Genomic DNA, 25061 nt, shown 5'->3' with positions numbered 1-25061 from the left:
CAAAGAAAAACTGGACAAATTTTCGGCCTTTGTGTAAATTCTTGAGCCTGGATGGCGAACAAAAAGTACATCGTGGTCGAGGGGCCGATCGGTGTGGGGAAGACGAGCCTGGCGAAAATGCTCGCCGCCGAGTTCCAGGCGCGCACCGTCTTCGAGACGGTCGAAGATAATCCGTTTCTCGCCAAGTTTTATCAAGACCGCGAAACCTTTGCCTTTCAAAACCAGCTATTCTTTCTTCTCAGCCGCTATCAGCAGCAGCGAAAGCTGATCCAGCAGGAGCTTTTCAGTCAGGCGACGGTCTCCGACTACCTCTTCGCCAAGGACAAGATATTCGCGAGTCTCACGCTCAGCGCCGAAGAGCTCGGCTTATATCACCAGATTTATCAGCTCCTTGACCCGCGTCTGTCCAAGCCCGACCTCGTGGTTTACCTGCAGGCGCGGCCCGACGTCCTTTACAAAAGGCTCAAAAAGAGAGATAAGAGCTATGAAAGAGGCGTTTCCCTGGAATACCTTACAGAGGTGGCTCAAGCTTACAACCAGTTCTTCTTCCATTACGACGAGAGCCCGCTTCTGGTGGTGAACACATCCGAGATCGATTTCGTTCAGAGCAGTCAAGATCTGGCTGACTTGATCCGCGAAATCAACAGCATGGGTTCCGGGACGCAACATTATATACCGCTTGGATCCAGGTAATCTGGACTGAGACGGACGCCATAAGAAGGTGGCAGTAGGCAGAAGGCAGTAAGCAACGACTTACTGCGGGCTGCGAGCATCTTAATGGCCTTCCGGATCTAGTCCGGGAGGCTTTTTTATTTTAGGCCTGACCGTCGATAAGGGGCGCTTGCTGCGTTGTCGCTTCGGGTTCGCATCCATCTTCTCCCCTCTCCCTAGCCCTCTCCCGGCGAGGGAGAGGGAAGGGTGAGGGAAGTACGCTCCGGTGCGATCCCTAGCTCCGCCTTGCCATCGCCGCCTTCTCGACGGTCAGGAATTTCGAAGGACTTAGCAGGTCGGGTGTGGGAGGGATTGTTAACATGGCTGACAAAGTCACCGTGCCTGAAATCGTCAAGATGAAACAAGCGGGGCGAAAGATCGCCGTGCTGACCGCCTACGATTACTCGTTCGCGCGGGTTTTGGACGAGGCCGGGATCGATATCCTGCTCGTCGGCGACTCCGTCGGCTCGGTGATCCAGGGGCGCGACAGCACACTGCCCGTCACTTTGGAAGAGATGATTTATCATACGCGGGCCGTGGCGCGCGGGCGCAAGAGCGCTCTGCTCGTCGGCGACATGCCGTTTCTCTCGTATCAGGTCAGCATCGAGGAGGCGAAGCGCAACGCGGGAAGATTTTTAAGCGAGGGCGGCGCCGAGGCGGTAAAGATCGAAGGCGGCGAGCCGATGCTTAAAACGATCGCAGCGATCGTCGAGATGGGAATACCGGTCATGGGCCACGTCGGCTTGACGCCGCAGTCGATTCACAGCTTCGGCGGCTACAAAGTCCAGGGCAAAAAGAAAGAAGCGAGAGAGCGGATCGTTCGCGACGCGCTCGCCGTGGAAGAGGGCGGGGCTTTCTCAGTCGTCCTGGAAGGCATTCCTCTGGAGCTGGCGAAGGAGATCACCCAGCGGCTCTCGATTCCGACAATCGGCATCGGCGCGGGCATGCACTGCGACGGCCAGGTCCTCGTGGTTCACGACATGCTCGGCCTCTTCGACATGTACACGCCCAAGTTCGTCAAGCAGTACGCCGATCTTAAGGGCATCATGGGAGACGCCGTGAAGCGTTTCATCGCCGAGGTGAGAGACGGGAGTTTCCCGGACGACGAGCATTCGTTCCATTAAAAAGGCGGTAGGCGATAGGTTGTAGGCGGTAGTCAGAAAAGGAATCATGCGCGTCATCGAAAGCATCCAAGAGATGAGAGAGTGGAGCGAGGCAGAGCGGCGCGCCGGGCGGCGCATCGTCCTGGTGCCGACGATGGGTGCGCTCCATGAAGGCCATCTGAGCCTCGTTCGCGAGGGAAAAAAAAGCGGCGAGCGATTGATCGTGTCGCTCTTCGTCAATGCGGCTCAATTCGGCCCGGGCGAAGATTTTGCCGCCTATCCGCGCGACTTCGAGCGCGACCGGGAAATGCTTGAGAAAGAGAAGGCGGACGTTTTGTTTCACCCGACGGTGGAGGAGATATACCCGGAAGGCTACCAAACTTTTGTCGAGGTCGAGAAGCTTGCCCCGCTGCTTTGCGGGGAGTTTCGCCCGGGACATTTTCGCGGCGTCGCGACGGTTATCGCCAAGCTCTTCAACATCGCGCGGCCGCATGCGGCGATCTTCGGCGCCAAAGATTACCAGCAGACCCAGCTTATCCGCCGAATGGTCGAAGATTTAAACTACGACGTGGAAATCGTGGGCTGCCCGATCGTGCGCGATGAAGACGGCCTCGCGCTCAGCTCGCGCAACCGTTATCTGAGCCCGGCTGAGAGAGCGGCGGCGCTGAGTCTCTCCCGCTCGCTCCGGCGCGCGGAGTCGATGGTCGAGGAAGGCGAAAGAGAAAGCAGGCGTGTTATCGCCGCCGTGCGCGCCGAGATCGAGAAAGAGCCGCTGGCGCGGATCGAGTATGCCAGAGTGTGCGATCCTGAAACTCTGGAGGAAGTGGCGAAAATCCAAGGCAGCGGGGCCGTTCTGGCGTTGGCCGTCCGGGTCGGCGGAACCAGATTAATTGACAACACACTGCTTAAGACATAGAGGAGGAGTGCATCGTGCAAACTTGTATGCTCAAAGGGAAGATCCACGGTGCAACCGTCACCGACGCCGACCTCCAATACGAGGGCAGCATCACCATCGATGCGGCCTTGATGGAGACGGCGCACATTCTAACGCACGAGCAAGTGCAGGTCTGGAGCCTTACCAGCGGCGCGCGTCTTACGACCTACGCGATACCCGGCGCCGCCGGCTCCGGCGACATCTGCATCAACGGTGCGGCGGCGCACCGGATTAAAAAGGGCGAGGTCGTCATCGTCGCCGGCTTCGCGTGGATGGACGAGAAAGAGGCGGTGAAGCACCGGCCCCACGTCGTCTTCGTCGACGGGCGCAACCGCATCCGCGAGAAGCGGGGCGAATTGAGATCGGTTTCGGCCGGCTAGCCGAAGTCGAGATCAAGAGGACGGCTCGGATGACTCTCAAGGAAAGGCTCAGGCGCTACTTTTTTGCCGGGCTTTTGGTGCTTCTCCCGCTGGTCATCACCGTCTGGCTGCTCGGCTGGATCATCGGCCTGATGGACAGCCTGCTCGATATTCTCCCCGCGTCGCTCCATCCTTCCACCTATCTACCATTCGCCGTTCCGGGCCTAGGCGCGCTGATCACGTTGTTGCTGATCCTATTCCTCGGCTTTTTGGCCACCGGCGTGTTCACGCGCAGAGTGCTCCGCGTGTGGGACGGCCTCCTCATTCGCATTCCGGTCTTCCGCGGCGTCTACACTTCCGTGCAGAAGCTGGTCGAAACTATTTTCAGTCCGGAACAGGATGGGAGAAGGGTGGTCCTGTTCGAGTATCCGCGCAAAGGGATTTTCACCGTCGGTTTCGCCACGGGCTACGCGGCTGGAGAGCTTGCAAAACATTCGGAAGATCGGCTCGTCAACATCTTCGTCCCCACCACGCCCAATCCAACGGCGGGATTTTATCTGCTCGTTCCGGAGCGGGACATCGTGACGCTCGAGATGACGCCCGAGGAGGCGTTCAAGCTCATCGTCTCGGGCGGAATGATCAGTCCGGAAGAGAAAGTTTTGCTCGTCGGCCCGAAGTGAGCGCTATCTTTCTTGCGAGTCGAATGGCCTGCCATGAGCGAGCAAAGCGAGTCGAATGGTGGAGGCGGGGGGAATCGAACCCCCGTCCGAAAGCGTTACACCAAAGAGAACTACATGCTTAGCCGCTGATTTAATCTCGTCCCTAAAGCGCCCAGCGACAGGCTTTTCAGGAACCAGCCGGTTTGAATCTCGGCCTCATCCCCTCCGGCAGGAGAATCAGCCCATCCCACTAAATGACGCCTTATCCGACCCCGTGGGAGAAGGCCGGTAAGACGCTAACTGCGATTAGGCAGCTAGGGCGTACTCGAAATTATCTGCAGTTAAGTGCAGTCTGTTTGTTTAACGGGACAACAGAACCCCGGCATGCCTCCTTGACTTGGCACCCCCGTCGAACCCATTTCGCCCCCATTTGGCGCCGATAAGCGTCGCCTAACTTCGTTCTCGCTCCTCGCCTTCCTCGACGTAGAAAAAGAGTACGTCTCGGCCTGTCCTGAGCCAAGCCGAAGGATCGGCTCGGAACTCGGGCCTCGTTATGCTCGCTGCTCGGCTCAATTAGTTTCGTGATTTCAAAGATCTTTCGACTTCGCGCTGGGCGGCTTTCTTGCGCAGAGTTTCGCGCTTGTCGTAAAGCTTCTTCCCCTTCGCCAGACCCAGCTCGACTTTCGCTCTGCCGTTCTTAAAGTATAGCCGGAGCGGCACCAGGGTCAACCCTTTCTCGCGCACCCTGCCCGAGAGCCTGAGGATCTCCCGCTTGTGCAGCAAGAGCTTGCGCGTGCGCGTCGGCTCGTGATTGAAGTGGCTGGCGGCGTCGTAGGGGCTGATGTGCGCGTTCAAGAGAACGCACTCGCCGCGCATTATCCGGGCATAGCTGTCCGACAGGTTGGCCTTGCCGTCGCGCAGCGACTTGACCTCGCTGCCCTGCAAAACAAGGCCGGCCTCGTAGGTCTCCTCTATGAAGTAGTCGTGCCGGGCCCGGCGATTGACGCAAATGTCCTTCTCCTCTTTGGGCGAGGCCATAAGGAATGCATTGTACCAATTTAAACCCGGAGTATGAAACGCCGCTTGACTGAGTCATATCGGTGCTGTCCCATGAATCTTGTCCGCCGCCGCCAACGATGATAGGGCTCCGACAGCGGACATCGCTATGGCTCTTTACGATCTGGTCATTCACGGTGGCCGGTTAATCGACGGGACGGGGAATCCCTGGTTTCTTGGCGACGTCGCGGTAAAGAATGGTAAAATTGCCGCCGTTGGAAGAGTCGGGCCGAATTCCGGCCGCCGCGCCATTTCCGCCTCTCATCGCGTGGTCACGCCCGGCTTCATCGATATGCACACGCATAGCGATCAGCCGCTGGTCGCCGATGGTAATGCCGAGAGCAAGGTGCGCCAGGGGGTCACGCTCGATGTCATCGGTGAAAGCCAGACCGTCGCTCCGCTTCAGGGCGCGGTGCTGGAGGAGTATCGCGCGGAGCACCGGCGCCGCAACAAAATCGAAACGGATTGGGAGAGCTTCACCGGATATTTCCGAAAATTGATGAAGAGCGGCGTCGCGATCAACGTTGCCTCGGGGGTTTCGCCGCAGCAAATCAAGAGAATCGTCGTCGGGTTCAACGAGCGCGCCGCAACGGTGAGAGAACAGGAGCGGATGAACCGGATGGTGGCGCAGGCGATGGAGGAGGGCGCGCTGGGACTGACAGCGGCGTGGCACGCCAGGGGACCGGAAAATCCGGACGAAGTCACGGCGATGGCGAAGGTGGTGAAACGCTACGGCGGGTATTACGGCGTTCACCTCGGCAGCGAAGGCTTCGATATCATGGAAGAGCTGGAGAAGGCGCTTCGCGTCGCGCGCGAAGCGGAAATCCCCCTCCACATTTATCACCTTAAGATCCGCGCCAAGAGCAACTGGGGCAGAGTGCGCGAAGTGATCGCGCAGATCGAGGAGGCGCGTCGCGAAGGGCTCGACGTCACCGCCAATCAGTATCCCTACACCGCGATGCAGCATCCCTGGCGCAGGCTTTTTCCGCGCTGGGTGCAGAACGCTTCGGTGGCCGAGGTGATCCCGCAATTCAACCATCCCGGTTTTCGCGCGCGCGTGCGCGGCGACCCGGAGTTCGATCAATACGTCAACGAGCATGGCGGGTGGGAAGGCATCGTCGCCGCCCGCTTCGATACTCCCGCGCTCAAACGTTTCGAGGGCAAGAGCGTCGCGGAAATCGCCGCGATCCGCGGCGAGGATCCTCTGAGCGCCTGTTTCGATCTCATCTACAAGGAAGGAAATTTCATCTATGGCGTGCACCACACGATGTCCGAAGAGGACGTGAAAACGGTCATGCGCGTCCCCTGGGTGTCGATCGGCTCCGATGGCAGCGCGCTCAATCTCGACTATCCGGGCAAACCGCACCCGCGGAGTTTCGGCACCAACCCGCGGGTGCTGGGAAAATATACCCGCGAAGAAAAGACGCTGGCGCTGGAAGACGCTATCCGAAAAATGACCTCCTTGCCGGCGCAGGTGCTTGGGCTGAAGGACCGCGGCCTGATCCGGGAAGGCTATTGGGCCGACCTCGTCGTGGTCGATCCCGACGCCGTGGCGGACACCGCGACCTATGATAACCCCAAACAGTATCCGAAGGGCATCGACTACGTCCTGGTCAACGGCGCGATCGTGATCGATGAAGGAAACCACACCGGAGCACGGCCTGGAAAAGTGATCTACGGGCCGGGAAAAACAAGGCGACCGACTTAATTGACAGCGTTAGTGGGATTGCATACCGTCTTTTGAGAGCCTCGGCATGAACAAACAAGACATCATCGACAAGCACGGGAAATATCTTTTTTCCTGCGTGGCGAACTACTACGAGGAGCCGCTCGTCGTCGATCACGCGAAGGGCACGTACGTCTACGACACCGAAGGAAAGGAATATCTCGATTTCTTCGGCGGCATCGTCACGATCAGCGTCGGCCACTGCAACGAAAAAGTCACCGACGCGATGCAAAAGCAATCCGCCAAGCTCCAGCACATCTCGACGCTCTATCCGAACGAGCCGCACGTGCGCCTGGCGGAGAAGCTTGCGCAAATCACTCCGGGAAAGCTGCAAAAATCTTTTTTCACCAACAGCGGCACCGAAGCCAACGAGACCGCGGTCCTGCTGGCGGAGCTGCACACGAAATGCCAGGACGTGATCGCGCTGCGCCACGGCTACAGCGGCCGCTCCCATCTGGCGATGAGCTTGACGGGCCACGCCGCCTGGCGCTTGACGCCGACCTCGACTCCCGGCGTCCACCACATTCCCAACGCGTATTGCTACCGCTGTCCGTTCGGGCTCACCTATCCGAGCTGTGATCTCAAGTGCGCGAAGGACCTCGAAGAGGCGATCCGGTCGGTTACGTCCAGCCGCCTCGCCGCGTTCATCGCCGAGCCGATTCAGGGAATCGGCGGTTTCATCACTCCGCCGAAAGAATATTTCTCGGAGATCGTTGCGATCGTGCACAAGTACGGCGGGCTCTTTATCTGCGACGAAGTTCAAACCGCCTGGGGCCGCACCGGCGGCAAGATGTTCGGCATCGAGCACTGGGGCGTCGAGCCGGACATCATGACCTTCGCCAAAGGCATGGCGAACGGCGCGCCGATCGGCGCGACGATCGCGGCGCCGGAGGTCGCCGACAGCATGAAGGGGATGAGCATCTCCACCTTCGGCGGGAATCCGGTCACAAGCGCGGCGGCGCTGGCGACGATCGAAGTCATCGAGGAAGAAAATCTGGTGGAGAACGCGCGCCTCATGGGGCAGCGCTTGCGCTATGGACTGTCGGGTCTGCAGAAAAAATATCCCGTCATCGGCGACGTACGCGGCATGGGATTGATGCAGGGGCTCGAGCTGGTGGGCGAGAACAAGCAGCCACAGCCTGAAGCCGGCAAAAGACTTTTTGAAGCGACTAAGACGAACGGGCTTCTCATCGGCAAGGGAGGTCTCGCGGGCAACGTCATTCGCATCACTCCGCCGCTCAACGTCACCGCGGATCAAATCGATCAGGCGCTCAAAAGACTCGATCGCTCGTTTGCTCAGATGGGTCTATAGCGCTCGACAAACCTCGGACAATTTTGCAACGACCTGGACAATAAGGCGCGGCCGTTAAGGGCCTGAAGCCTAGTACATAATATGTGATCGCCGCACCGCGTCACATCCAGCCATAAAATATGGAAAAAACCGGGTTTCAAGGCTTTTGGCCTCAGGCAACATATGCGTCAACCAGGGTCTTTACGGGTAGTGCAGAGAAGAATCGCCGGAGGCATGCTTATTGCGTTACGTCTCCCTTAAAAAGGAGGACGTAAGATGCGCTCTTGGATCGTATTGCACAGACCGTCACATTCGCTGATTACAATCATCGCGAAATCCCGGGACAGAGTGCTCGCGATTTGCCGGACGATGGGATGGCACTCCGGCGATTTGATGATACGGATCAAGTAAGGATAGTTTTTTTTAACGAAGCGACAGCTACGCGATCCTTAACATCGGCGCTCTCCGTTCCAACCACAAGTTACTCTCTCACTCACGACCTTTTCGCTAATCCGTGTCGAATCGGACGAGGCCCGCTCGTCCATGCTCTTCATCATCTTGTTGCCCTGCGGCCGTTTTGCTAGTGTCTCATAGGCCGTGCCGCTTTATCGCCCACAACGATCGCAAGGAGGATTGCCATGGAATTCATCAGCCTGAACCGCAAAATGATCGAAGCGAAGGAGGAGAACAAGCGCAAGCTCAATCTCTTCGGGACGGAAAATTTTCGCTCGTGGATTCTTTACTTCACGCCCGGAGACGGCACGGACATGCACTACCATGCTTCGCCGGAGACGTTTCTCGTGCTCGAAGGCAAAGCATCCGTCAAAGGCATCAAGGGCGAAGAAAAAGTCATCGGGAAGAACGAGGTCGTCTTCTTTGCCGCGAAAGATTACTACCAGATCACCAACGTGGGCGACACGCCGCTGGTTCTTTTCGGCAACCGCTCCGAGGCGTTCGGCGGGCCGCACGTGACCTATAGTGAAGACCGGGCGTGAGAAGCGGAGGACGCGATGAAAGTCGTCAGGCTTTACAGCGGCAACGATCAGCTTTCGCACTTCGAAGAAAAAGATCTGTCGTTCAGCGGCGATAAACTCCAGACGACCGAGCTTCGGGCCGCCAACGGCGTCGTTTTTCGCCGCGCGCCCGCGGGCCACGTCATCGACTGGCACCCGGCGCCGCGCCGCCAGTACGTGGTGACGCTCTCTGGCTCGTGGGAGATCGAGTGCAGCGACGGCTCCAAGCGCATTTTTAAGCCGGGCGATGTCATGCTCGCGGAAGACCTGACCGGCAAGGGACATGTCTCGCGCGTCGTCGGCAACGAGCCGCATGTTTTCATGACCGTCCCGCTGGCGGTATAACTACAGTGCTGAGGTCTGAGGACTGAGTATCTTTATGTCCCCGGATGAATTCATCGCCGAGCTTTGGGGCTATGCCGAAGAAGTGCCGATGGGCGAGCACCCGTGGTTTCAGGGAATTTTACAGCACCGCTGGACGCGCGAGCAGATTATCTTAGGCGAAGTTCAGCATTATCTCCGCGTGCGCACCAATCCGATCTTCTTCGGCTATATCGCCGTGAACGCCGTGGCTGCGAAAGACTACGGCCTCATGGACACCGTGCTGGAAAATTTCATGGAAGAGCTTGCCGGCCCGCGCACGCACGTCGACATCATGCTCCAGTTTCTCGAAGAAGGCGGCATCTCGCGCGACGAGGCGGACCGCGCCGAAGCCGCGCCGGGAACCATGGCGGCGATCGAGATGATCATCGGCTGCTGCCAGCGCCGCTCGGCGCTCGAGGGCGTCGCCATGCTGAGCTTCGTCGAAAGCCAACTCGGCGGACCCGACAAAGTTTCCGCCAACGTCTATCGGGAGCTGACGGGGCATTACGGTTTCTCGCCTCGCGCCGCCGAGACCTACCGGCTGCACGCCGAGCAGGATACGGGCCACGGCTTGCGCCAGATCGAGGCGATCGGCCGCTTTGCCACGGACGCCGAGACGCAGGAACAAGTCCGGTGCGCCGTCAAGCTCGGCCTCACGGCGTTTTCCCTGGAGTGGGACGGGCACGTGCAGGCGATGACGGGCAGGCGGGAATTCTGGAGCGGAACCCAGCGGCTTCGCCTCCGTCAACCCGAGGTCCGCCTCCCCGAGGACCGCCGCTAGTCCGCCACGGCAATTTTGAATTTTGAGTTTTGAATGTTGAATTCAAAATTCATCATTCATAATTCAACATTATTTCTAGAGCGGCCAGTCGTCCGGCAGGTCGCGGCGCAGTTTCTGATACTCGGCGCTCTTGCCGTATTTCGCGCGCATACTCTTGATCGTCTCCAGCAGATCCTGAAGATCGACGTGAAGGGAGTTCGAGACCATGCCCGTGGTCTCCTCGAAGCCGAGGCCTCAGTTGTTGTGTCAGCCGCGGAGTTTCTGAAGAATCAATTTTTCTCGTTCAGTCATTGCGCAAGCTCACCATCAGCCGGCAGTCTCACGCAGTGAAAAGCCGACCGGTTGACTCGTGATCAGTTCCGTTGCCGCTGCCGGGGTTCCTTCGCCGTTCACCGAGACACGGAGGCGCGCAAGGATCAGCCAAGGATTTCCCGCCCAGAGCGCTCGCACGATCAAAAATGCATTTTCAATGACCGATCCCGCCGGTTCCTCGCATCGCACCACCAACTCGATCTCGCCGCGTTCTTTAACTTCTAAATCGAGCGCAGGCGACAGCTCTTTTTCCTCGCAGCGAAACTTCCCATGCGGGCAGCGCGCCGCGAGAATCTTGAGCGGCCCGTCGCCGACGTTCTCGATGCGCCATGTTATTCGCCATAGGTCCGGCGCGGCGCCGTGCTCTACCACTTCTTGTGCGACTCTTACCGCGGGCTCCATGAATTTAGAATAGACCGTGCCACACGGCGAAGCCCAAGTAAATGCCGCTTCCGATCAGCAGGGCGCCGGATATGTGGTGAAAATACGGTTCGACTCGGGGTGGCAGCAGTCTTTTTCCGTGCGCGACTAGATAGATAAGGATCAGCGTGAAGCTTGTAGTCCCAACCCAAAAACCGACGGGAAACAACGATGCGCCGGCGATGCCGCCGTCGGCAAAGCCCTGCAAGATGAACGAGCCGCCGACGGTCGACCAGTAGAGGTATGGATAAGGACTCGTGACGTGAGTGACGAGCCCTTTTAGGAAAGGACTCAATTCCCGTTTGCTGTCGGCCGGTGCCGCGCCTGGCGCGCGGATGGTGTTCACATGTTTGATCCCCGCGCGAATCGATTCCACTCCCAGCCACAATAAAAAAGCCGCGCCGCCGAGACCGAGAACAACGGCGCCGCTGCCGGTGAAGAGAGAAGTCTGCAGGAAGAGTCCCAGCGGCATCATAACGAATACGTCGAGCGCGAGCGGCGCCGTCATGGTGACGAGCCCGGCTCCGGCGCCGTGGCGGAGAGTTTGAGTCGCGATCAAAACGCCGGTCGGGCCCGGGATGGAGGCGACCGAAAAGCCGATCATGAAGGCGAACGGAAAAGTCACGGAGTGAAGCTAAAGCCTTTGCCGCCGGAGGTCAATCTCCTGTTTTACTTTCCGACCGCTTATTGCTATCAGTAAGTTGGTTCTTACCCGAAAGTATATAGCAGGAAGTCTTCCACGTGAGTTATTTCAAAGACGTGAGAGAGCACCTCGAGGCGCTGGAGAACGCGGGCCTGTTGGTGAAGATCGACGAAGCGATCAACAAGGACACCGAGTTGATGCCGCTGGTGCGCTGGCAATTCCGCGGCCTTCCCGAAGAAGAGCGGCGCGCGTTTCTCTTTACTCACGTCACCGATGTTAAGGGAAGAAAATACGATATCCCCGTCGCGGTCGGCTGCCTCGCGGCGTCGCGACAGATCTACGGCTTCGGTCTGCAATGCCAGCCCGAGGAAATCGTCGATCGCTGGACCAAGGCAGAAGCTTCGCCCATCGCGCCCAAAATCGTCGATAAAGCGCCCGTGCACGAAGAAGTCCACACGGGCGCGACCTTGCTCGAAAAAGGCGGCCTGGGCGAATTTCCCATCCCGATCTCCACCCCCGGCTTCGATTGCGCGCCTTACACGACCGCGTCGCACTGGTTTACCAAAGACATCGAAACCGGAAACATCAACGTCGGCAACTATCGCGGGCAGATCAAAAGCCCGACGCGCACCGGCGTCTTTCTAAACTCCAGCAACCACGGCGGCTACCATTGGCGAAAATGCAAGCAAAAGGGGATTCCGCTTCCGGCGGCGCTCGTGATCGGCGCGCCGCCGCCGGTCGCCTACACCGCGCCGGCGCGCGTGCCGCTCAGCGTGAGCGAGCTGGACATCGCCGGCGGCCTCGCCGGCGGCCCGATCGAAGTCGTGCGCTGCAAGACGGTCGATCTCCTCGTCCCGGCGCGCGCGGAGATCGTCATCGAAGGAGAGATCTCGACCGAATACCTCGAGCCCGAGGCGGCGTTCGGCGAATCGACCGGCTACATCGGCGAAAAGATGCTGAACCCGTACTTCGAGGTGAAGTGCATCACGCACCGGAAAGATCCGATCTTCGCCTGCATCGTGAGCCAGCTCCCGCCGAGCGAATCGAGCGTCATGCGGCAAGTATCGGCGGAAGGAAACTATCTCCGCTTTCTCCGCGACCAGTGCAATATTCCCGGAATTGTCGAAGTCGTCTTTCACTCGATCGCCGTGCGCCAGATCTGCGTCATCCGGATGAAGAAAATGAACCCCGCTCACGTCTGGCAGGCGCTCCACAGCATGGTCGGTTATCATCCCGCGACCGGCAAGATCGTGATCGCGGTGGACGAGGACATCAATCCGCGGAACCTCGACTCGCTCTTCTGGGCTTTGGGTTTTCGCATGCAGCCCCATCGCGACACGCTGATCATTCGCAATCGCACGCCGTCGATGGATCCTTCGGCGGCGCCGCCGGGCGCGCTGGAAATGGGCATGCACGAAATGAGCGGCTGCTCGGCGATCCTCATCGACGCGACGCGCAAGTGGGACTATCCGCCGGTGTCGCTGCCGAAGAAAGAATTCATGGAGCGGGCGAAGCAGCTATGGGAGCGCCTGGAGCTGCCGAAGCTCCGGCCGCAGGATCCGTGGTTCGGGTACAATCTCGGCGCATGGTCCGAGGAGGACGAAGAAGAAGCCGAGCTGGCGCTCAAGGGGGAGCATTACCAGACCGGCGAGAAAGCGGCGAAGAGGAGAACGCCGGTAAAATAGTCAACTCGGAGGAGAACGGAAATGATCGACGGCAAACCGATGTCACAACAAGAGGCGAAGAAAATAGTCGATAGCCTCTATGAAAAGATGCACGCGCGCTGGAAGGAAAAGGTGACTCGGAGCCCGTTCATGCTGAAGCTCCAGGAGGGAAGCCTCCCCATGGAAGCGCTCCAGCTCTACTACCGCAACTGGGCGAGCTTCGTCCTCACGATCAACACGCTGGGCCTCGCGGTCTATTACAAGCAGGTCGATTTTTTAAAAAAGGATTTGAAGCTGATGCGCATGTTCGCCTCGAAGCTCGTGGACGAGTTCGGCAAGCCGGAGCCGCCCGGCCACATCCTTATCCTGGTGGAAACGGGAAAGGCGCTCGGCCTGACCGAGAGAGAAGTTCTGGATACGCGACAGTTGCCGGCGGCGCGCGCGCTCGGCGACTTCCACAAAGTCGTCGTGTGGGACGGCGCGCTCTGCGATTATTGGGCTTCGGTCGTCTGGGAAGAGGCGATGGGTTACTTCGCCCAGGATTGGCGCGATGCGCTGATGAAAAAATATAATTTGGACTTGAAGCAGGTCGTTTACTACACCACCCATTACGAGGCCGACTTGAAAGAGCACGAGGGCACCGCCTCGCACGCGTCGATCGTCCGCGGCGTGCTGGAATACATGCTGGAGAAGGGCTACGTGGACGAGCGCATCGGCTACGGCCTGGAGTATTGCGCCGTGACGCCGTGCGATTTGAACGGCGTCATGCTGCAGGGAGTGCTCGACGAGCTGGGAATTAAATGAGAAATGAGGAGCCGAGGCGGGACCCGCCCCTCAGTGGGAGCCGATGGGCCTCTACCGTTCTGTCCCGATTTGCTTAATCAAGCGGTCGTTATCTCAGCGAATCTTCAGTGTCGGACGTCTCCTCCTTCGGAGCAGGTTCCGCCTCGGCTCCGGGGAGAGGAGACAGCAGGCGTGCTTGTACTTTCCGTTTGATTGACAACTCGCCGGGCAGTGTTTATTTTTAGGACAGCAGCTTCTGAGGATTAGACATGCCGATCTACGAATACCATTGCGACAAGTGCGGCACATTCGAGGCGACGCAAAAAATCACCGATAAGCCCTTGGCCCGCTGCCCCACCTGCAAGGGCAAGGTTAAAAAGTTGATCTCCAACACTTCCTTTCAACTCAAAGGCACCGGCTGGTACATCACCGACTACGCCCGCAAGGACAACAAGTCCCCCTCCGACAAAGCCGCCAATGGCGACAAGGCCGCTACGGCCGAGACCAAGAGCGACGGCAAAGCCGGCGCCGGATCAGACGGCGGGAAAAAAGATTCGACGGAGAAAGCCGCCGCCAAACCCGCGGCGTCCGAGTCTTCCAGTTCTTGAATCACCGAGCCGGCCTTTCATAAAGTTTTCACGCCTTCTACTTTTCATCACGCTGGAACTCAAGTTGATCGATCCGGCGTGAAGTGGTAGGAGGTCGTCATGGCGCTGTTGCTCACGCGCGATGAGGTCCGGCCGCTGCTCGATCTCGGCAAGGCGATCGAGCTCACCGAAGCCGCCTTCAGAGAGCAGGCCGAAGGAAAAGTGGCGGCGCACGCGCCGTATCACGTCCGCACGAGCGGCGCGCGGGGGCTGCGCGTCGTCTCGGGCGCGCTCATCAAATCGGGCCGCGTCGGCGTGAGGCTCGGACCCAACGTCCAACTCAGCGGCGGCGACCGAATGTACGCGCTCCTCTTCGATATAGAGAGCGGCGAACTTCTTTCCTTCATGGGCTATCCGTTCGGAACGCTCAGGACCGCGGCCACGATCGGTCTGGCGGCGCGCCATATGGCGCGAGCGGACGCCCGCACGGTCGGGCTCTTCGGCGTCGGCCGAAACGCGCTCGGACTTCTCAAGGGCATCACCGCCGTGCGCAGAATAACCAGAGTCGTCGTCTCGAGCCGCGACGCGGAGCGGAGGAAAAGTTTTTGCGAGCGAGCGGAGAAGGAGCTTGCCATAGAAATCGTGCCGAGCGGGGAGGCCGAGGCGGCCGTCAAGAAGATGGACGTGGTTCTCACCGCGACGAGCTCTGCGGAGCCGATCTTTCCCGCCGCGTGGGTCGAGCCGGGCGCGCACGTGAGCACGATGGGAAAACCGGGCGAGATCGGCAAAGATGTTTATCTCAAAGCGGATCGGATCGTCGTCGGCTGCCGCGAGCACGAGCAAAACTATTACGACAGCGCCGGCGCGCTGCCGCTGGTCGAGCTTATCGCCGAAGGCAAATTTTCCTGGGAAAAGATTCCCGAGATGGGTGATTTGGTTACCGGCCGCGCCGCCGGGAGAACGAGCGCCAGGGAAATCAACGTCTTCAAAGAATCCCAGGGAGGATTTGGCGACGTCGCTTTCGCAAAGTGGCTCTACGAAGAAGCCGTGCGGCGAAAGCTCGGGCGCGAGATGGAATTGTAAATCCCTCACCCTTGCCTTCTCCCAGAGGGAGAGGGAATCGGGAAGCTTCACTTTTAGCCCCCTCTCCCGTCTTGCGGGAGAGGGAAGGGGTGAGGGTACTCTAATCGAAAGCGAAAGGAGAGTGAACTATGGCACAAGCGAGTAATGGCGCACCCCAGTTGTCGGTTAAAGAACGCGACCGGAGATATACGGCGCTCGGGCGGCAGCTGCGCGAGAAGAAAGTCGATTGCGCGATCGTCCGCGGCAGCAATCTGTTTTACTTGAGCAACGGCGTCAAGGGCGAGCTGTTCGGCATTCTTCCCGCCGACGACAAGCCGCTGGCGGTGATCGTCAACCGCCGCCATTTGATCGACATCTCGCCGCGCGTGCTGCTCGACGCGCAGGACTGGGTGACCGACTTGAAGCCCGGCTTCGACGCTTCCTCGGTGATCGACAAGCTGAAGGAGATGGCTCTGGAGAACGGGACGATCGGTCTCGCCGGCGGCATCGACTATAAGTTGTACAACCGGCTGAAATCGATGCTCTCGGGCGCGAAGATCGAGGATGTGTCGGAGATCTTCACCGAGGTGCGCACGATCAAGAGCGACGAAGAGAACGCGATGATCGACCGGGCCAACCGGATCTTCGACGCCGGGATCAAAAGAATTCACGAAGTCGCCAGGCCCGGCATGACCGGAAAGCAGGTCGCTCAGGAAGGCATTCGCGGAATGTGGGAAGCCGGCGGCGACTTGGAATCGACCCTGTCGTTCACCTTTGGCGCCGTGCCGGCGCAGAATCCCATTCTCGCCGACCTCTGCATGAACAAAAAAATCGCAAAGGGCGATATCGGGACGCTCACGGCGCACGCGGAGTACTGCGGCTACGCCGGCCACAGCGATCAGGAGATTTCCTTCGGCGAGCCCAAGCCGGCGCACCGGGAGATGTTCCAGGCCGTGATCGCGATCAGAGAGGCGGTGCTCAAGCGGGTGAAGGACGGAGCGACGCAGCGCGATCTCATCGACGCCTACCAGAAGGCGTGCAAAGAAACCGGCTTCAAGTCCTCTCCCCACTCGCAAATTCACCAGTACGGCATCGACGTGCCAGAATTTCCCGGGCAGTCTTTCAGAATCGCCGATCCCAATCCCGAGGCCGGCGGCCTGGGCGGCGCGGGAAATTACGTTCTCAAAACCGGCATGATCTACAGCATCTCGCCTACGGTCGTCGGCAAAGAGGGCAAGGACAGCTTGCTCGGTGGCACTTCGCTGGTCGTTACCGATACCGGCTATCGGGATCACGGCGAGCGCAAAGTCGAGATGCTCGTCGCCGGATAGCAGAGCGGCCGGTCCCCAACGCCGCCTGGGACTCTCTTTCCGAGCCGATGCGATACTTTAGTGTTAGGCGGCACGAGAGTTCTGGGAGAAGTTCTGCAGTACGCTTGATGCCCCTCGTCTCACGCATCGGCTCTTCAAGAAACTCCAGGCGGCGTTAAGATAGTTGCATCCAGTGGATGAAATTGAAAAATTGATCGTGCCGCGCTTCTCGCTGGCCGAGCGCGACCGGCGCTGGCGGCTCGTGCGGCGGCTCATGGCCGAAGAGGGGCTGGACGCGATCGTCACCGCCGTCAACACCGGCCACTGGGACCACTTTCAAGCCAACACGCGCTATTTGACGGGCATCGGCGGCAACTGCGGCGAGGCCGCGGCGGTCTTTCCCCTGGAGGGCGAAGTCACCGCGATCGCGATGGCCATCCCTCCCATCCACTACTGGCTCGGCTTCCAGGACTGGGTCACGGACGTGCGCAACTGCAATCGCTATTTCGGCAGGGGCGTGGTCGAGCGCTTGCGCGAGCTCAACGTCGAGCAAGGCCGCATCGGCGTCGCGGGACTTTACAACGTCAGCCGCGCTCCCGAAGGCGTCATGCCTTACGGCACGATGCGCGCGATCGAGAAAGCGTTTCCGCGCGCGACCTTCGTCGATGCGACGGATTTGCTGGAGCGGGCGAAATACGTCAAGAGCCGCGAGGAGATCGACGCTCTGGCGAAGGCGGTCGAGCTGGTCGAAAAAGCGATCGACGCCATGGCGCAAACCGCGCGTCCCGGCGTGCGCGAGTGCGAGGTCTATGCGGCGATGATCCACGCGATGGTCAAAGAAGGCGGCGAGCTGCCGACGATGCTGCAATGGTCCGCGGGTCCCGAGCCGCACGGCAACAACATCATGCCGACTCTGCGTCCGCTCCAGAACGGCGACATCGTGATGAACGAGATCGAAGCGCGCTGGCTCGGCTACGTCGGCCAGGGCGTGCAGCCGATGTTCATCGGCCGCGTCGAGCCGGTATGGCACGACATCTTTCGCACCTGTCAAGAAATTTTGCAGGCCACCTATGAGATTTTTAAGCCGGGTCTCACGATCGGCGAGTTGAATCGGTTCGTCGTCGATTGGGGGAAAAAGCACACCTCCTCCTTCACGCTCCGGCCGCTGTTTCACGGGCGCGGTCTGGGCGACGACGCGCCGGTTTCCGCGCGTTCGACGACCGACGCGCACGCCCGCTGGAAGCTTGAAGAAAACGTCGTCTTTATTCTGAAGCCGACGGTGGCGACGCCGGACGGCAATAAGCGTTTGTACTGGGGCGACTGCGTGGTTTGCACGCCCGAAGGCGCGCGGCGGCTGGGCAAGCGGTCGATCGATGTGATCGAGGTTCAGTAGCACGGACAGTTTTCATCGGAGGCCATGCTGATTTCTCCAGGTGCCATAGACATGAAAGCGTCGAAGACGTTAGTCGGCTTGCTCTGCAGTTTTGTCCTTACATGCCTTCTCGTGACGGTTTGCTTCGCCCAGAAGTACCGGTCGGATCCAAATTCCGCCCGCGACGCGATCGCGAAGGGAGAAGCGAAAGAGTTTTTGAGCGCGATGGAGGCACAAGGCCAAGAGGCGGAAAAAAACGGAAAGTGGGCTCTGGCGGCAAGCGCCTACAACGAGGCTGCATGGGCCGCCCAGAACAGCGGCCAATTGCAGAAGGCCCTCTCTTACGCCGGCAAAGCGCTGGAGTTCGCAGAAAAAACAGGGGATCAAGAACCGCGGGTCCGAGCCATTTTTCTCCTGGCCCAAGTGCACGGCAACCTGAGGCAATACGAAAAAGCTAGGGAATGGACAGAGAAGGGAATCGAGACCGCGAAGAAGTTGTCGCCTGGGCCGTTCAAAGAAGGTTACGATGGGCATTTTAATAGGATGTTAGGAGCGGATTTTCTGCGTCGTGGAGATCTGCAAAAGGCGATTGAGCACCTCTCCTATTCCGTTCGAGTCCAGGACTCCCGACTGAGTTATCTTACGACTGTAAAAAGGTTAAAATCTGGTGTCTTACACACTGCGGTTCACTTGGTGGTCATTAGTCTCGCTCAGCTTGCGGAGGCGTATCAACGGACCGGCAATATGGAAGCAGCGATCAAGACTTATGAAAAGGGAATCGATCTTATCGAACGATTCAGCGCGAGGACGCAAGCAGAAAGCAGTCTCTATCTGGGGTTAGGCCAAGTTTATCTCGCTCGAAAAGACTTTCCTCGTGCGCTGGAAAATCTCAAGAAGGCGCTGGCCCTGGCCGAAAGCCAACAAAGGCCGATTGCGATCAGCTCCGCGAGCCTTCGGATCGGCGATGTCTTTAATCAAAGCGGAAAGCCCGCTGAGGCCATTCCCTACTATCGGAGAGCTATCCAACAAGTCGAATCGACCCGCACCCTGCTCCAGTCGGAAGAACACAGACAATCCTTTTTCGAAGGGGAATTGGGCGCCTATGTCAAAATGATGAAGGCTCTTCTCTCCGCAGGAAAGGCAGAGGACGCCTTTAATTACGGCGAGCGCGCACGCTCCCGGACCTTCCTGGATATTTTAGGCAGTAAAGTTCAGTTGTCGAGAGTGCAGGGCGGCCTGCTGGAAGAGGAGAGAGCTTTGCAGGAGCGGATCGCTGCGCTTAAGGCCAAGTCGGCGGCGGGCGAGGAGGAAGGAGTCGGGACGGAGAGAGAGAGTTCAAGGAGAGAGCTGGCGGAAGCCGAGAAATCCTACGAGGCTTTTCTTTCCAAGGTTCGAAAACAAGATAAGGAACAGGCCTCGCTCATGAGCGTCGAGCCTCTCACTCTAAAAGAAGTCCAGGAGCATTTAGAGCCGGGCGTGAGCATGCTGGAGTATTTTGTGACGGAGCAGGAAGCTCTGCTTTGGATCGTGGAGAAAGATAAGGCGCAGTTTGTAAGAGTTCCTATCGAGAGGAGGACGTTAATTGCCAAGGTGACCTCTTTGAGGGAGAGCATCTATAACGTCGCCGATGAGGAGAAATTCAAGGCTTCTTCGCAGGAGCTTTATGATCTTCTGCTAAAGCCGGCGCTTTCCCACGTACGGGGCAAGGAGCTTTTGATCGTTCCGCACGACGTGCTGCATTACGTGCCCTTTCAGGCGCTGCTCTCGCCAGAGGGCAAATATTTGATTCAGGACTACCCGGTTTACTATCTATCGAGTGCCAGTTTGATGCAGTTTACCCGCGCGAAGAGGAGAGGGAGCGGAGAGAGTGCTTTGGTGATGGGAAATCCAAGTCTAGGAGATGAGGCGTACAATCTTCGGTTTGCCGAGCGGGAGGCCAAAGAAGTAGCAACGCTTTATCCTCAGAGCGCCGTGTATGTCCTCGCAGACGCGAGCAAAATTCGGGCTGTCACCATGAGTCCCAAGTACGATATGCTGCACTTTGCCGTACATGCCGAGCTTAACGAGGACGACCCTTTGAGTTCGGCTCTTCTGCTGGCAGGAGACGGACACGACGACGGACGGCTTAGCGTGGGAGAGATATTCTCTTTGGGCCTTAAGGCGGCCATGGTAGTTCTTTCGGCGTGTGACACCGGTCTGGGCAAGCTGAGCAATGGGGACGAGATGATCGGGCTCACACGGGCGTTTATCTATGCAGGAAGTCCGTCGGTCGTCACGACGCTATGGAAGGTCAATGACAGGGCGGGATACGAGCTGATACGCGAATTTTATCGCCACTTGAAAACGACCAACAAGTCGGAGGCGCTAAGGCGGGCGCAGCTCAAAACGATGGAACAATTTCCCGAGCCGTTTTACTGGGCCGCCTATGGGCTGACGGGAGAGCGGTGAGCGCGAGGACCGACGGCTTGTTTGTGCCCTTCTCGCGTCGTTGCGGGGCGGCAACGTTCCGCTTGCTCAAACGGCCGCTCTCCTGCTAAAAAGCCTGAGGTACCCAAGGGAGGGTTTCTCTATGGAACCAAAAACCAGCACGGCCGGAACCGTGCAGCATTTGGATCATTTCGTGCTGCCGGTGATGCAGCCGGAGCGCGCGGAAAAATTCTACGTCGAGGTGTTGGGCGGAAGGGTCCTGCGCAAGATGAACGACGCCAGCGTGAACCGCACCTTCATCAAGGTCGGACAAAACCATATCGGTCTTTTCTCCCAGAACAAAGCGGCTCTTCCCAAGCCGGAAACGTTGGATTCCTTTCCGCGTTATAGTTTCGAGGTTTCGGCGGGCGACTTCCAGAAAATAACGTTAAAGCTTCACGTCGCCGACGGTCTCGCGAGAAAAATTGAGAAAAGGGGCATCGCGACGGGCTGCGGCGCGCACGAGGGCATTGCCTGCGCCGATTCCGAGGGTAATCTTTTAGAGCTGTTCCGCGGCGAAGACGCTCCGACCCGGCTGCACCATCTCCATTTCGACACGCTCGATCTGAAGGAGAGCATCCGGTTTTACACCGAGATTCTGAAACTCACTCTGCTCGAGCGCGATAAAGGGCTGGCCGTCATCGGCGTGCCGAGCCGTCAGAGCATCGTGCTCCACGAAGTGGCCGCGCTCTCGCCCGTCACCACGACGACCTATCGCGGCAGGCATTTTGCTTTTCACGTCCGGGACGACGATTTTCACGCCATCGTCGAGCGGCTCCATCGGGCCGGGATCGACGAGCGGGACGACCACGGCGAGAGGGAAGGTCGCCGGCCCGGGCAGCTCGGGACTTATTTCAAGGAGCCGAGCGGCTTCCGCTTGCAGATCACCAACGAGGACTCGGCGACGTTTGCCGCGCACGCGGCTTAAAGAAGGCGATCAGGCAACAGGCGATAGCGCCTGAAGAAGAGGACAACATTTGCCAACCCGACACCGGCGGAGAATTTATGTCAATGAGGATAAGTTGAAGCACCTAACAGTTTCATTGCTGGGATTCTTGATATGGATGGACATGTCGCTGCAAACCCCGATGAATAAGATCGACAAGCTAGAGATATGTCAGCAGAGCTTGGAAGTTCTCGATAAGAAGAAACTGGAGCAAGCGATGCTGACTGTAATCTTGCAAAACATTAAAAGCCTGACGCCCGAACAAAAAAACCTTGCCAGGATAGAAGTCAAATTGACTTGTCGACCGGAAGACGAAGTTCGATGAGTGGAGAAATGGTGCCATGAGAAAATATTTTGCATTGTATTTGATCTTCGCGTTGCTGATTGCAATTACAGCCATAGCCGAGGCCCAGGTGCAGCAGGCGGCGAAAGTCTGGAAGATAGGGGTCCTCGTCTCGAGCACGAAAGCAATCAATGCGCCCCGGGAGCAAGGGCTCCGGCAGGGATTGCGCGATCTAGGCTACGAGGAGGGGAAAAACATCGTCTTGGAGTACCGCTACGCCGAAGGAAAAATGGATCGGTTGCCCGAGCTCGCAGCAGAGCTGGTGCGCATGAAGGTGGACGTGATCGTCGCCGGCGGCACCCGGGTGACGGTTGCCGCCCGGGAGGCGACGAGAACCATTCCGATCGTGGTGGAAGGCGTCGGCAGTCTCAGGGAGGCCGGGCTCATCAGCACTCATTCGAACCCCGGCGGGAACGTGACGGGGGTGTCGAGAATTTCGCCGGACTTTTTCGGCAAACGGCTGTCGCTTCTCAAGGAATCCGTGCCCAAGGCATTTCGCGTCGCCGCGCTGTTCACTTCGGATAATCCGAGCTACGAAGCCAGAGTGAAAGAAATGGATCTCGGGGTGCGCGCATTGGGAATGAAGCTTCAACCGCTGGCGGTGAAAACCGCCAGCGGTTTCGACGGCGCGTTCAAAGCCGCAGCCAAGGAGCAGGCGGAGGCTCTGCTCGTGATGCCGGACGCGCTCTTTCATAGCCATCCGGAGCGGATCGTCGAATTGGCGACCAAGGGGAAGTTGCCGACGATGTACGACAGGGTCGATTTTGTCGAGGCCGGCGGACTGATGAGCTACGGCGTGAGCTTGCCCGATTTATCCCGCCAGGCGGCCTGGTATGTGGTCCAGATTCTGCAAGGCGCCAAGCCGAGCGATCTCTCCCTGGTCGAGCCGATACAGTCGAAGTTCACGATCAACTTGAAAGCGGCCCAACAGATCGGCCTCACGCTTCCTTCGCCGGTAGTGATGAAGGCGGACAAGGTCATCAAATGAAAACCATTGCCGCGACGATGAGATAAGCCGAATGGAAAACAAGATACTGCTGGGGTTTGTGATCTTGGCTTTGGCGATCGTATTTCACGCGTTCGCCGGCCGTTTCGATGTGATTTCGATCGTTGAGGGCGATGTCGGGGCTGTTTACCGCATAGATCGGCTGACCGGCAAGCTGTGGGTTTGCGCCAACGACCAGTGCCTTCGAGTTCACGACATCGACCAAAAGCCATCCGGGCAGAGAGCCTGAATCGCTGACCTATATCTCCAGAATTAGAGCCGAAACTCGTGCGTTACGAGATTCAGGTGTTTTCCGGCCCGGAATTGGGGGATTCACCCGATGGCTTTGCCATGCCCTCCTCGATTAAACCAAGCACAAGCTAATGAGAGGAGGGTGGAGGCATGGCGCGCACAGAACAAACTACTTTGGGAGATCTTATCGTCGCGCTCACTGACGAGACCGGTCGCTTCATTCGCGACGAGAACGAGATCTATGAGGTGGTCTCTTTTATCGTCAGCGATCTTTACAAATCCAGGCTGGTCCAAAAACAGACCGAGTGCCGCAACGCTTCCCGGGATCAGGACGCTCTTTTAGACGGTTGAACGTTCTCGCCGCGCTCGCGTTCGCAATATTGCCGCCCGCGCTCGTAGCCGTCATGGAAAGATTCTTGACTGTAGTCGTCGGGGTAGTTCTTCCACAGGTAGCCTAGGACGCTTTCATAAGTTCGGCCGCGGATATCGGGATGGAGAGCCGCTTCGAATCCGCGTCGGTAGGTCTCGGCCGATTTGAAGTCCTTGCCGTTCGCGACGTAGCGCTCCTCTTCGGTGCTCCTGAGTCCGATCCACCAGCGCTCGCGCGCCGCGTCGATGCTTTCCGCGCCGCGCCGCGAAAATATCTCGCGCGCCACTTGCGCTTCGGAGTCGTTGTCGGCGAGAACCACGACGAGCGACCGGCCGTGCCGGAGGGCGTCCTCGTAAACGAACCACTCGTCTTTCGGCAGACCTTCGGCCAGCGCGTTTTCCAAGGCGCCGCCCGCGGCCGCTCCGCCGAGCGCGCCCACGGCGCCCACGAAAGCCGCGGCGGCGACGCCGATCCCCACGACCGGCCCCACGCCGGGCACCCATGCGGTTGCAGCCGCCGTGCCGAGTGCCGTTCCCAGCCCCGCGCCCACGACGGCTCCCACGGCCTTGCCGATGCCAGGCTGCTCTCCCTCGGTGGTCGGCACTTCGCTTCGAATCTCGTCAACCGGAGCTCCGGGCGCAAGGATATTGATACGATCGTTGGCAAAGCCGAATTTTTTAAGATCTTCGACGGCGCGCTGGGCGTCGCCGAGCGTACGAAAAATTCCCACAACGGGTTGCATGTAATTTTTTTAACAGACGGGGAATGGCGTTCCAATGGGGCGAATCCCGCAGGCGAGTAACGCACGGCGCGCGTAGGCCCCGGAAATCCCTATCTCGACATCGGCTTGTCCGGTATACTTTAGACGCGCGAAAAATAATCGCGAGAGGAGATCGACATGCCGTCGTTGGACTTCAAGAGAATTCTCTGCCCGGTGGATCTCTCAAGTTTTTCTTTGGAGGCGCTCAAGCTGGCCATTAAGATGACCGAGGCCAGCGGCGCCGCTCTGTATCTGCTGCATGTCATCGATAATCCCTTTGACGAATTATATATGACCTCGCTCACTGAAGCCGAACCCGCGCTCCTGGGGCTGTATCGGAGCGAGCCGTTGAAGCGCGCGAAAATTTTGCGCGCCACGGAAAGACATTCGGAGGTCCTGCTCAAACAGTTCGCTCACCCGTGGATCAGCTCACTGCCCAAAGTGAGATACCGGATCGAGAGCGGCGATCCTTTTGAAGCGATCCTCGACACCGCGGAAGCGACGCGAGCCGACCTTATCGTCCTCGCCACGCATGGCAGGACCGGCATCAAAAGACTGATCATCGGAAACGTGGCCGAAAAGGTCGTCCGCCACGCTCCCTGTCCCGTGCTGATCCTAAAGCCGCGGGCCGCGCGCCGGCGGCAAGGCTTGGGGAAAAATTAGCGGCGTAAATAATCTACCCGGCGTGAAAGTTTTCCGACCGTCGTTTTGCCGCGTACCAATTGCGCTTGCCGTCGATAACGCCGGCCGTCGATGACATCAGGGCGTCAAAGTCGGCGCCCACGTGGGC

The 25061-nt window shown here is 58.8% G+C and carries 28 protein-coding genes and 1 other RNA gene; 22 read left to right on the top strand and 7 right to left on the bottom strand.

The window, feature by feature from the left end; translation table 11 throughout:
- The first annotated feature begins 51 nt into the window (after window positions 1-51).
- The 5 genes from VGL70_24205 to VGL70_24185 all read left to right on the top strand — a co-directional run bounded on the left by VGL70_24205 (window position 52) and on the right by VGL70_24185 (window position 3787).
- A complete protein-coding gene (locus VGL70_24205; protein ID HEY3306636.1) occupies window positions 52-693 on the top strand; it encodes a deoxynucleoside kinase in 642 nt (213 codons plus the stop codon).
- Between the two features lie 338 nt (window positions 694-1031).
- The gene (gene panB, locus VGL70_24200; protein HEY3306635.1) at window positions 1032-1835 is read left to right on the top strand and encodes a 3-methyl-2-oxobutanoate hydroxymethyltransferase; all 804 of its coding nucleotides are present in this window, start codon (window positions 1032-1034) and stop codon (window positions 1833-1835) included.
- Between the two features lie 46 nt (window positions 1836-1881).
- Window positions 1882-2730: a pantoate--beta-alanine ligase gene (panC, locus tag VGL70_24195; GenBank protein ID HEY3306634.1), complete on the top strand. Its 849-nt coding sequence runs from the start codon at window positions 1882-1884 to the stop codon at window positions 2728-2730.
- Between the two features lie 14 nt (window positions 2731-2744).
- Window positions 2745-3128, top strand: a complete 384-nt coding sequence (panD, locus tag VGL70_24190) for an aspartate 1-decarboxylase (protein HEY3306633.1) — start codon at window positions 2745-2747, stop codon at window positions 3126-3128.
- A 29-nt stretch (window positions 3129-3157) separates the two neighbouring features.
- Window positions 3158-3787: a DUF502 domain-containing protein gene (locus VGL70_24185; GenBank protein HEY3306632.1), complete on the top strand. Its 630-nt coding sequence runs from the start codon at window positions 3158-3160 to the stop codon at window positions 3785-3787.
- 56 nt (window positions 3788-3843) lie between these two features.
- Here VGL70_24185 and ssrA read toward each other — a convergent pair.
- Together ssrA and smpB are read right to left on the bottom strand one after the other, a co-directional pair.
- Window positions 3844-4194, bottom strand: a transfer-messenger RNA (tmRNA) gene (gene ssrA, locus VGL70_24180).
- A 145-nt stretch (window positions 4195-4339) separates the two neighbouring features.
- Window positions 4340-4804, bottom strand: a complete 465-nt coding sequence (smpB, locus tag VGL70_24175) for an SsrA-binding protein SmpB (GenBank protein HEY3306631.1) — start codon at window positions 4802-4804, stop codon at window positions 4340-4342.
- Between the two features lie 127 nt (window positions 4805-4931).
- Between smpB and VGL70_24170 the strand changes: the two genes are divergently transcribed.
- The 5 genes from VGL70_24170 (at window position 4932) to VGL70_24150 (ending at window position 9996) form a co-directional block, all read left to right on the top strand.
- A complete protein-coding gene (locus tag VGL70_24170; protein HEY3306630.1) occupies window positions 4932-6530 on the top strand; it encodes a D-aminoacylase in 1599 nt (532 codons plus the stop codon).
- A gap of 46 nt (window positions 6531-6576) precedes the next feature.
- Complete coding sequence (locus VGL70_24165) at window positions 6577-7860, top strand: aspartate aminotransferase family protein (GenBank protein ID HEY3306629.1); 1284 nt, start codon at window positions 6577-6579, stop codon at window positions 7858-7860.
- 617 nt (window positions 7861-8477) lie between these two features.
- Window positions 8478-8834, top strand: coding sequence for a cupin domain-containing protein (locus tag VGL70_24160; protein HEY3306628.1), 357 nt, complete (start codon window positions 8478-8480; stop codon window positions 8832-8834).
- Window positions 8835-8849: 15 nt separating this feature from the next.
- Window positions 8850-9197, top strand: a complete 348-nt coding sequence (locus VGL70_24155) for a hypothetical protein (protein ID HEY3306627.1) — start codon at window positions 8850-8852, stop codon at window positions 9195-9197.
- 34 nt (window positions 9198-9231) lie between these two features.
- Complete coding sequence (locus tag VGL70_24150) at window positions 9232-9996, top strand: iron-containing redox enzyme family protein (GenBank protein ID HEY3306626.1); 765 nt, start codon at window positions 9232-9234, stop codon at window positions 9994-9996.
- Window positions 9997-10071: 75 nt separating this feature from the next.
- On the opposite strand, the gene VGL70_24145 is transcribed toward VGL70_24150, so the two are convergent.
- The 3 genes from VGL70_24145 to VGL70_24135 all read right to left on the bottom strand — a co-directional run bounded on the left by VGL70_24145 (window position 10072) and on the right by VGL70_24135 (window position 11353).
- Window positions 10072-10203: a hypothetical protein gene (locus VGL70_24145; GenBank protein HEY3306625.1), complete on the bottom strand. Its 132-nt coding sequence runs from the start codon at window positions 10201-10203 to the stop codon at window positions 10072-10074.
- 99 nt (window positions 10204-10302) lie between these two features.
- Complete coding sequence (locus VGL70_24140; protein ID HEY3306624.1) at window positions 10303-10710, bottom strand: hypothetical protein; 408 nt, start codon at window positions 10708-10710, stop codon at window positions 10303-10305.
- A gap of 4 nt (window positions 10711-10714) precedes the next feature.
- Window positions 10715-11353: a LysE family translocator gene (locus tag VGL70_24135; GenBank protein ID HEY3306623.1), complete on the bottom strand. Its 639-nt coding sequence runs from the start codon at window positions 11351-11353 to the stop codon at window positions 10715-10717.
- 116 nt (window positions 11354-11469) lie between these two features.
- On the opposite strand from VGL70_24135, the gene VGL70_24130 reads away from it, so the two are divergent.
- The 10 genes from VGL70_24130 to VGL70_24085 all read left to right on the top strand — a co-directional run bounded on the left by VGL70_24130 (window position 11470) and on the right by VGL70_24085 (window position 22892).
- Window positions 11470-13056 carry a UbiD family decarboxylase gene (locus VGL70_24130; protein ID HEY3306622.1) on the top strand — a complete coding sequence of 529 codons (1587 nt, stop codon included), beginning with the start codon at window positions 11470-11472 and terminating at the stop codon, window positions 13054-13056.
- Between the two features lie 21 nt (window positions 13057-13077).
- Window positions 13078-13839 carry an iron-containing redox enzyme family protein gene (locus tag VGL70_24125; GenBank protein ID HEY3306621.1) on the top strand — a complete coding sequence of 254 codons (762 nt, stop codon included), beginning with the start codon at window positions 13078-13080 and terminating at the stop codon, window positions 13837-13839.
- Between the two features lie 248 nt (window positions 13840-14087).
- A complete protein-coding gene (locus VGL70_24120; protein HEY3306620.1) occupies window positions 14088-14426 on the top strand; it encodes a zinc ribbon domain-containing protein in 339 nt (112 codons plus the stop codon).
- Between the two features lie 99 nt (window positions 14427-14525).
- Window positions 14526-15488 carry an ornithine cyclodeaminase family protein gene (locus tag VGL70_24115; protein ID HEY3306619.1) on the top strand — a complete coding sequence of 321 codons (963 nt, stop codon included), beginning with the start codon at window positions 14526-14528 and terminating at the stop codon, window positions 15486-15488.
- A 128-nt stretch (window positions 15489-15616) separates the two neighbouring features.
- Window positions 15617-16798 (top strand): M24 family metallopeptidase, encoded by a 1182-nt coding sequence (locus VGL70_24110; protein ID HEY3306618.1) that lies wholly within the window; start codon window positions 15617-15619, stop codon window positions 16796-16798.
- A 172-nt stretch (window positions 16799-16970) separates the two neighbouring features.
- A complete protein-coding gene (locus VGL70_24105; GenBank protein HEY3306617.1) occupies window positions 16971-18170 on the top strand; it encodes a M24 family metallopeptidase in 1200 nt (399 codons plus the stop codon).
- A 51-nt stretch (window positions 18171-18221) separates the two neighbouring features.
- Window positions 18222-20597, top strand: a complete 2376-nt coding sequence (locus VGL70_24100; GenBank protein ID HEY3306616.1) for a CHAT domain-containing protein — start codon at window positions 18222-18224, stop codon at window positions 20595-20597.
- 121 nt (window positions 20598-20718) lie between these two features.
- A complete protein-coding gene (locus tag VGL70_24095) occupies window positions 20719-21543 on the top strand; it encodes a VOC family protein (protein HEY3306615.1) in 825 nt (274 codons plus the stop codon).
- Window positions 21544-21637: 94 nt separating this feature from the next.
- On the top strand, window positions 21638-21886 hold the full coding sequence (locus tag VGL70_24090) for a hypothetical protein (protein ID HEY3306614.1): 249 nt from the start codon (window positions 21638-21640) through the stop codon (window positions 21884-21886).
- A gap of 16 nt (window positions 21887-21902) precedes the next feature.
- Window positions 21903-22892, top strand: a complete 990-nt coding sequence (locus VGL70_24085; protein ID HEY3306613.1) for an ABC transporter substrate-binding protein — start codon at window positions 21903-21905, stop codon at window positions 22890-22892.
- On the opposite strand, the gene VGL70_24080 is transcribed toward VGL70_24085, so the two are convergent.
- A complete protein-coding gene (locus VGL70_24080) occupies window positions 22885-23115 on the bottom strand; it encodes a hypothetical protein (GenBank protein ID HEY3306612.1) in 231 nt (76 codons plus the stop codon). The two genes, VGL70_24085 and VGL70_24080, sit on opposite strands and share 8 nt — an antisense overlap.
- 176 nt (window positions 23116-23291) lie before the next feature.
- Here VGL70_24080 and VGL70_24075 point away from each other — a divergent pair, with 176 nt between their 5' ends.
- Entirely contained in the window at window positions 23292-23492 is a 201-nt protein-coding gene (locus VGL70_24075) for a hypothetical protein (protein ID HEY3306611.1), read from the top strand.
- Here the strand turns inward: VGL70_24075 and VGL70_24070 are convergent.
- Window positions 23468-24253 carry a hypothetical protein gene (locus tag VGL70_24070; protein ID HEY3306610.1) on the bottom strand — a complete coding sequence of 262 codons (786 nt, stop codon included), beginning with the start codon at window positions 24251-24253 and terminating at the stop codon, window positions 23468-23470. The two genes, VGL70_24075 and VGL70_24070, sit on opposite strands and share 25 nt — an antisense overlap.
- A 156-nt stretch (window positions 24254-24409) precedes the next feature.
- On the opposite strand from VGL70_24070, the gene VGL70_24065 reads away from it, so the two are divergent.
- The gene (locus VGL70_24065) at window positions 24410-24934 is read left to right on the top strand and encodes a universal stress protein (protein ID HEY3306609.1); all 525 of its coding nucleotides are present in this window, start codon (window positions 24410-24412) and stop codon (window positions 24932-24934) included.
- Window positions 24935-25061: the final 127 nt, after the last annotated feature.

The sequence above is a fragment of the Candidatus Binatia bacterium genome, assembly GCA_036504975.1.
Classification (GTDB): Bacteria; Desulfobacterota; Binatia; order UBA9968; family UBA9968; genus JAJPJQ01.
Note: the sequence above shows the minus strand (reverse complement) of the source record. Positions and strands in the feature narration are given on the sequence as shown.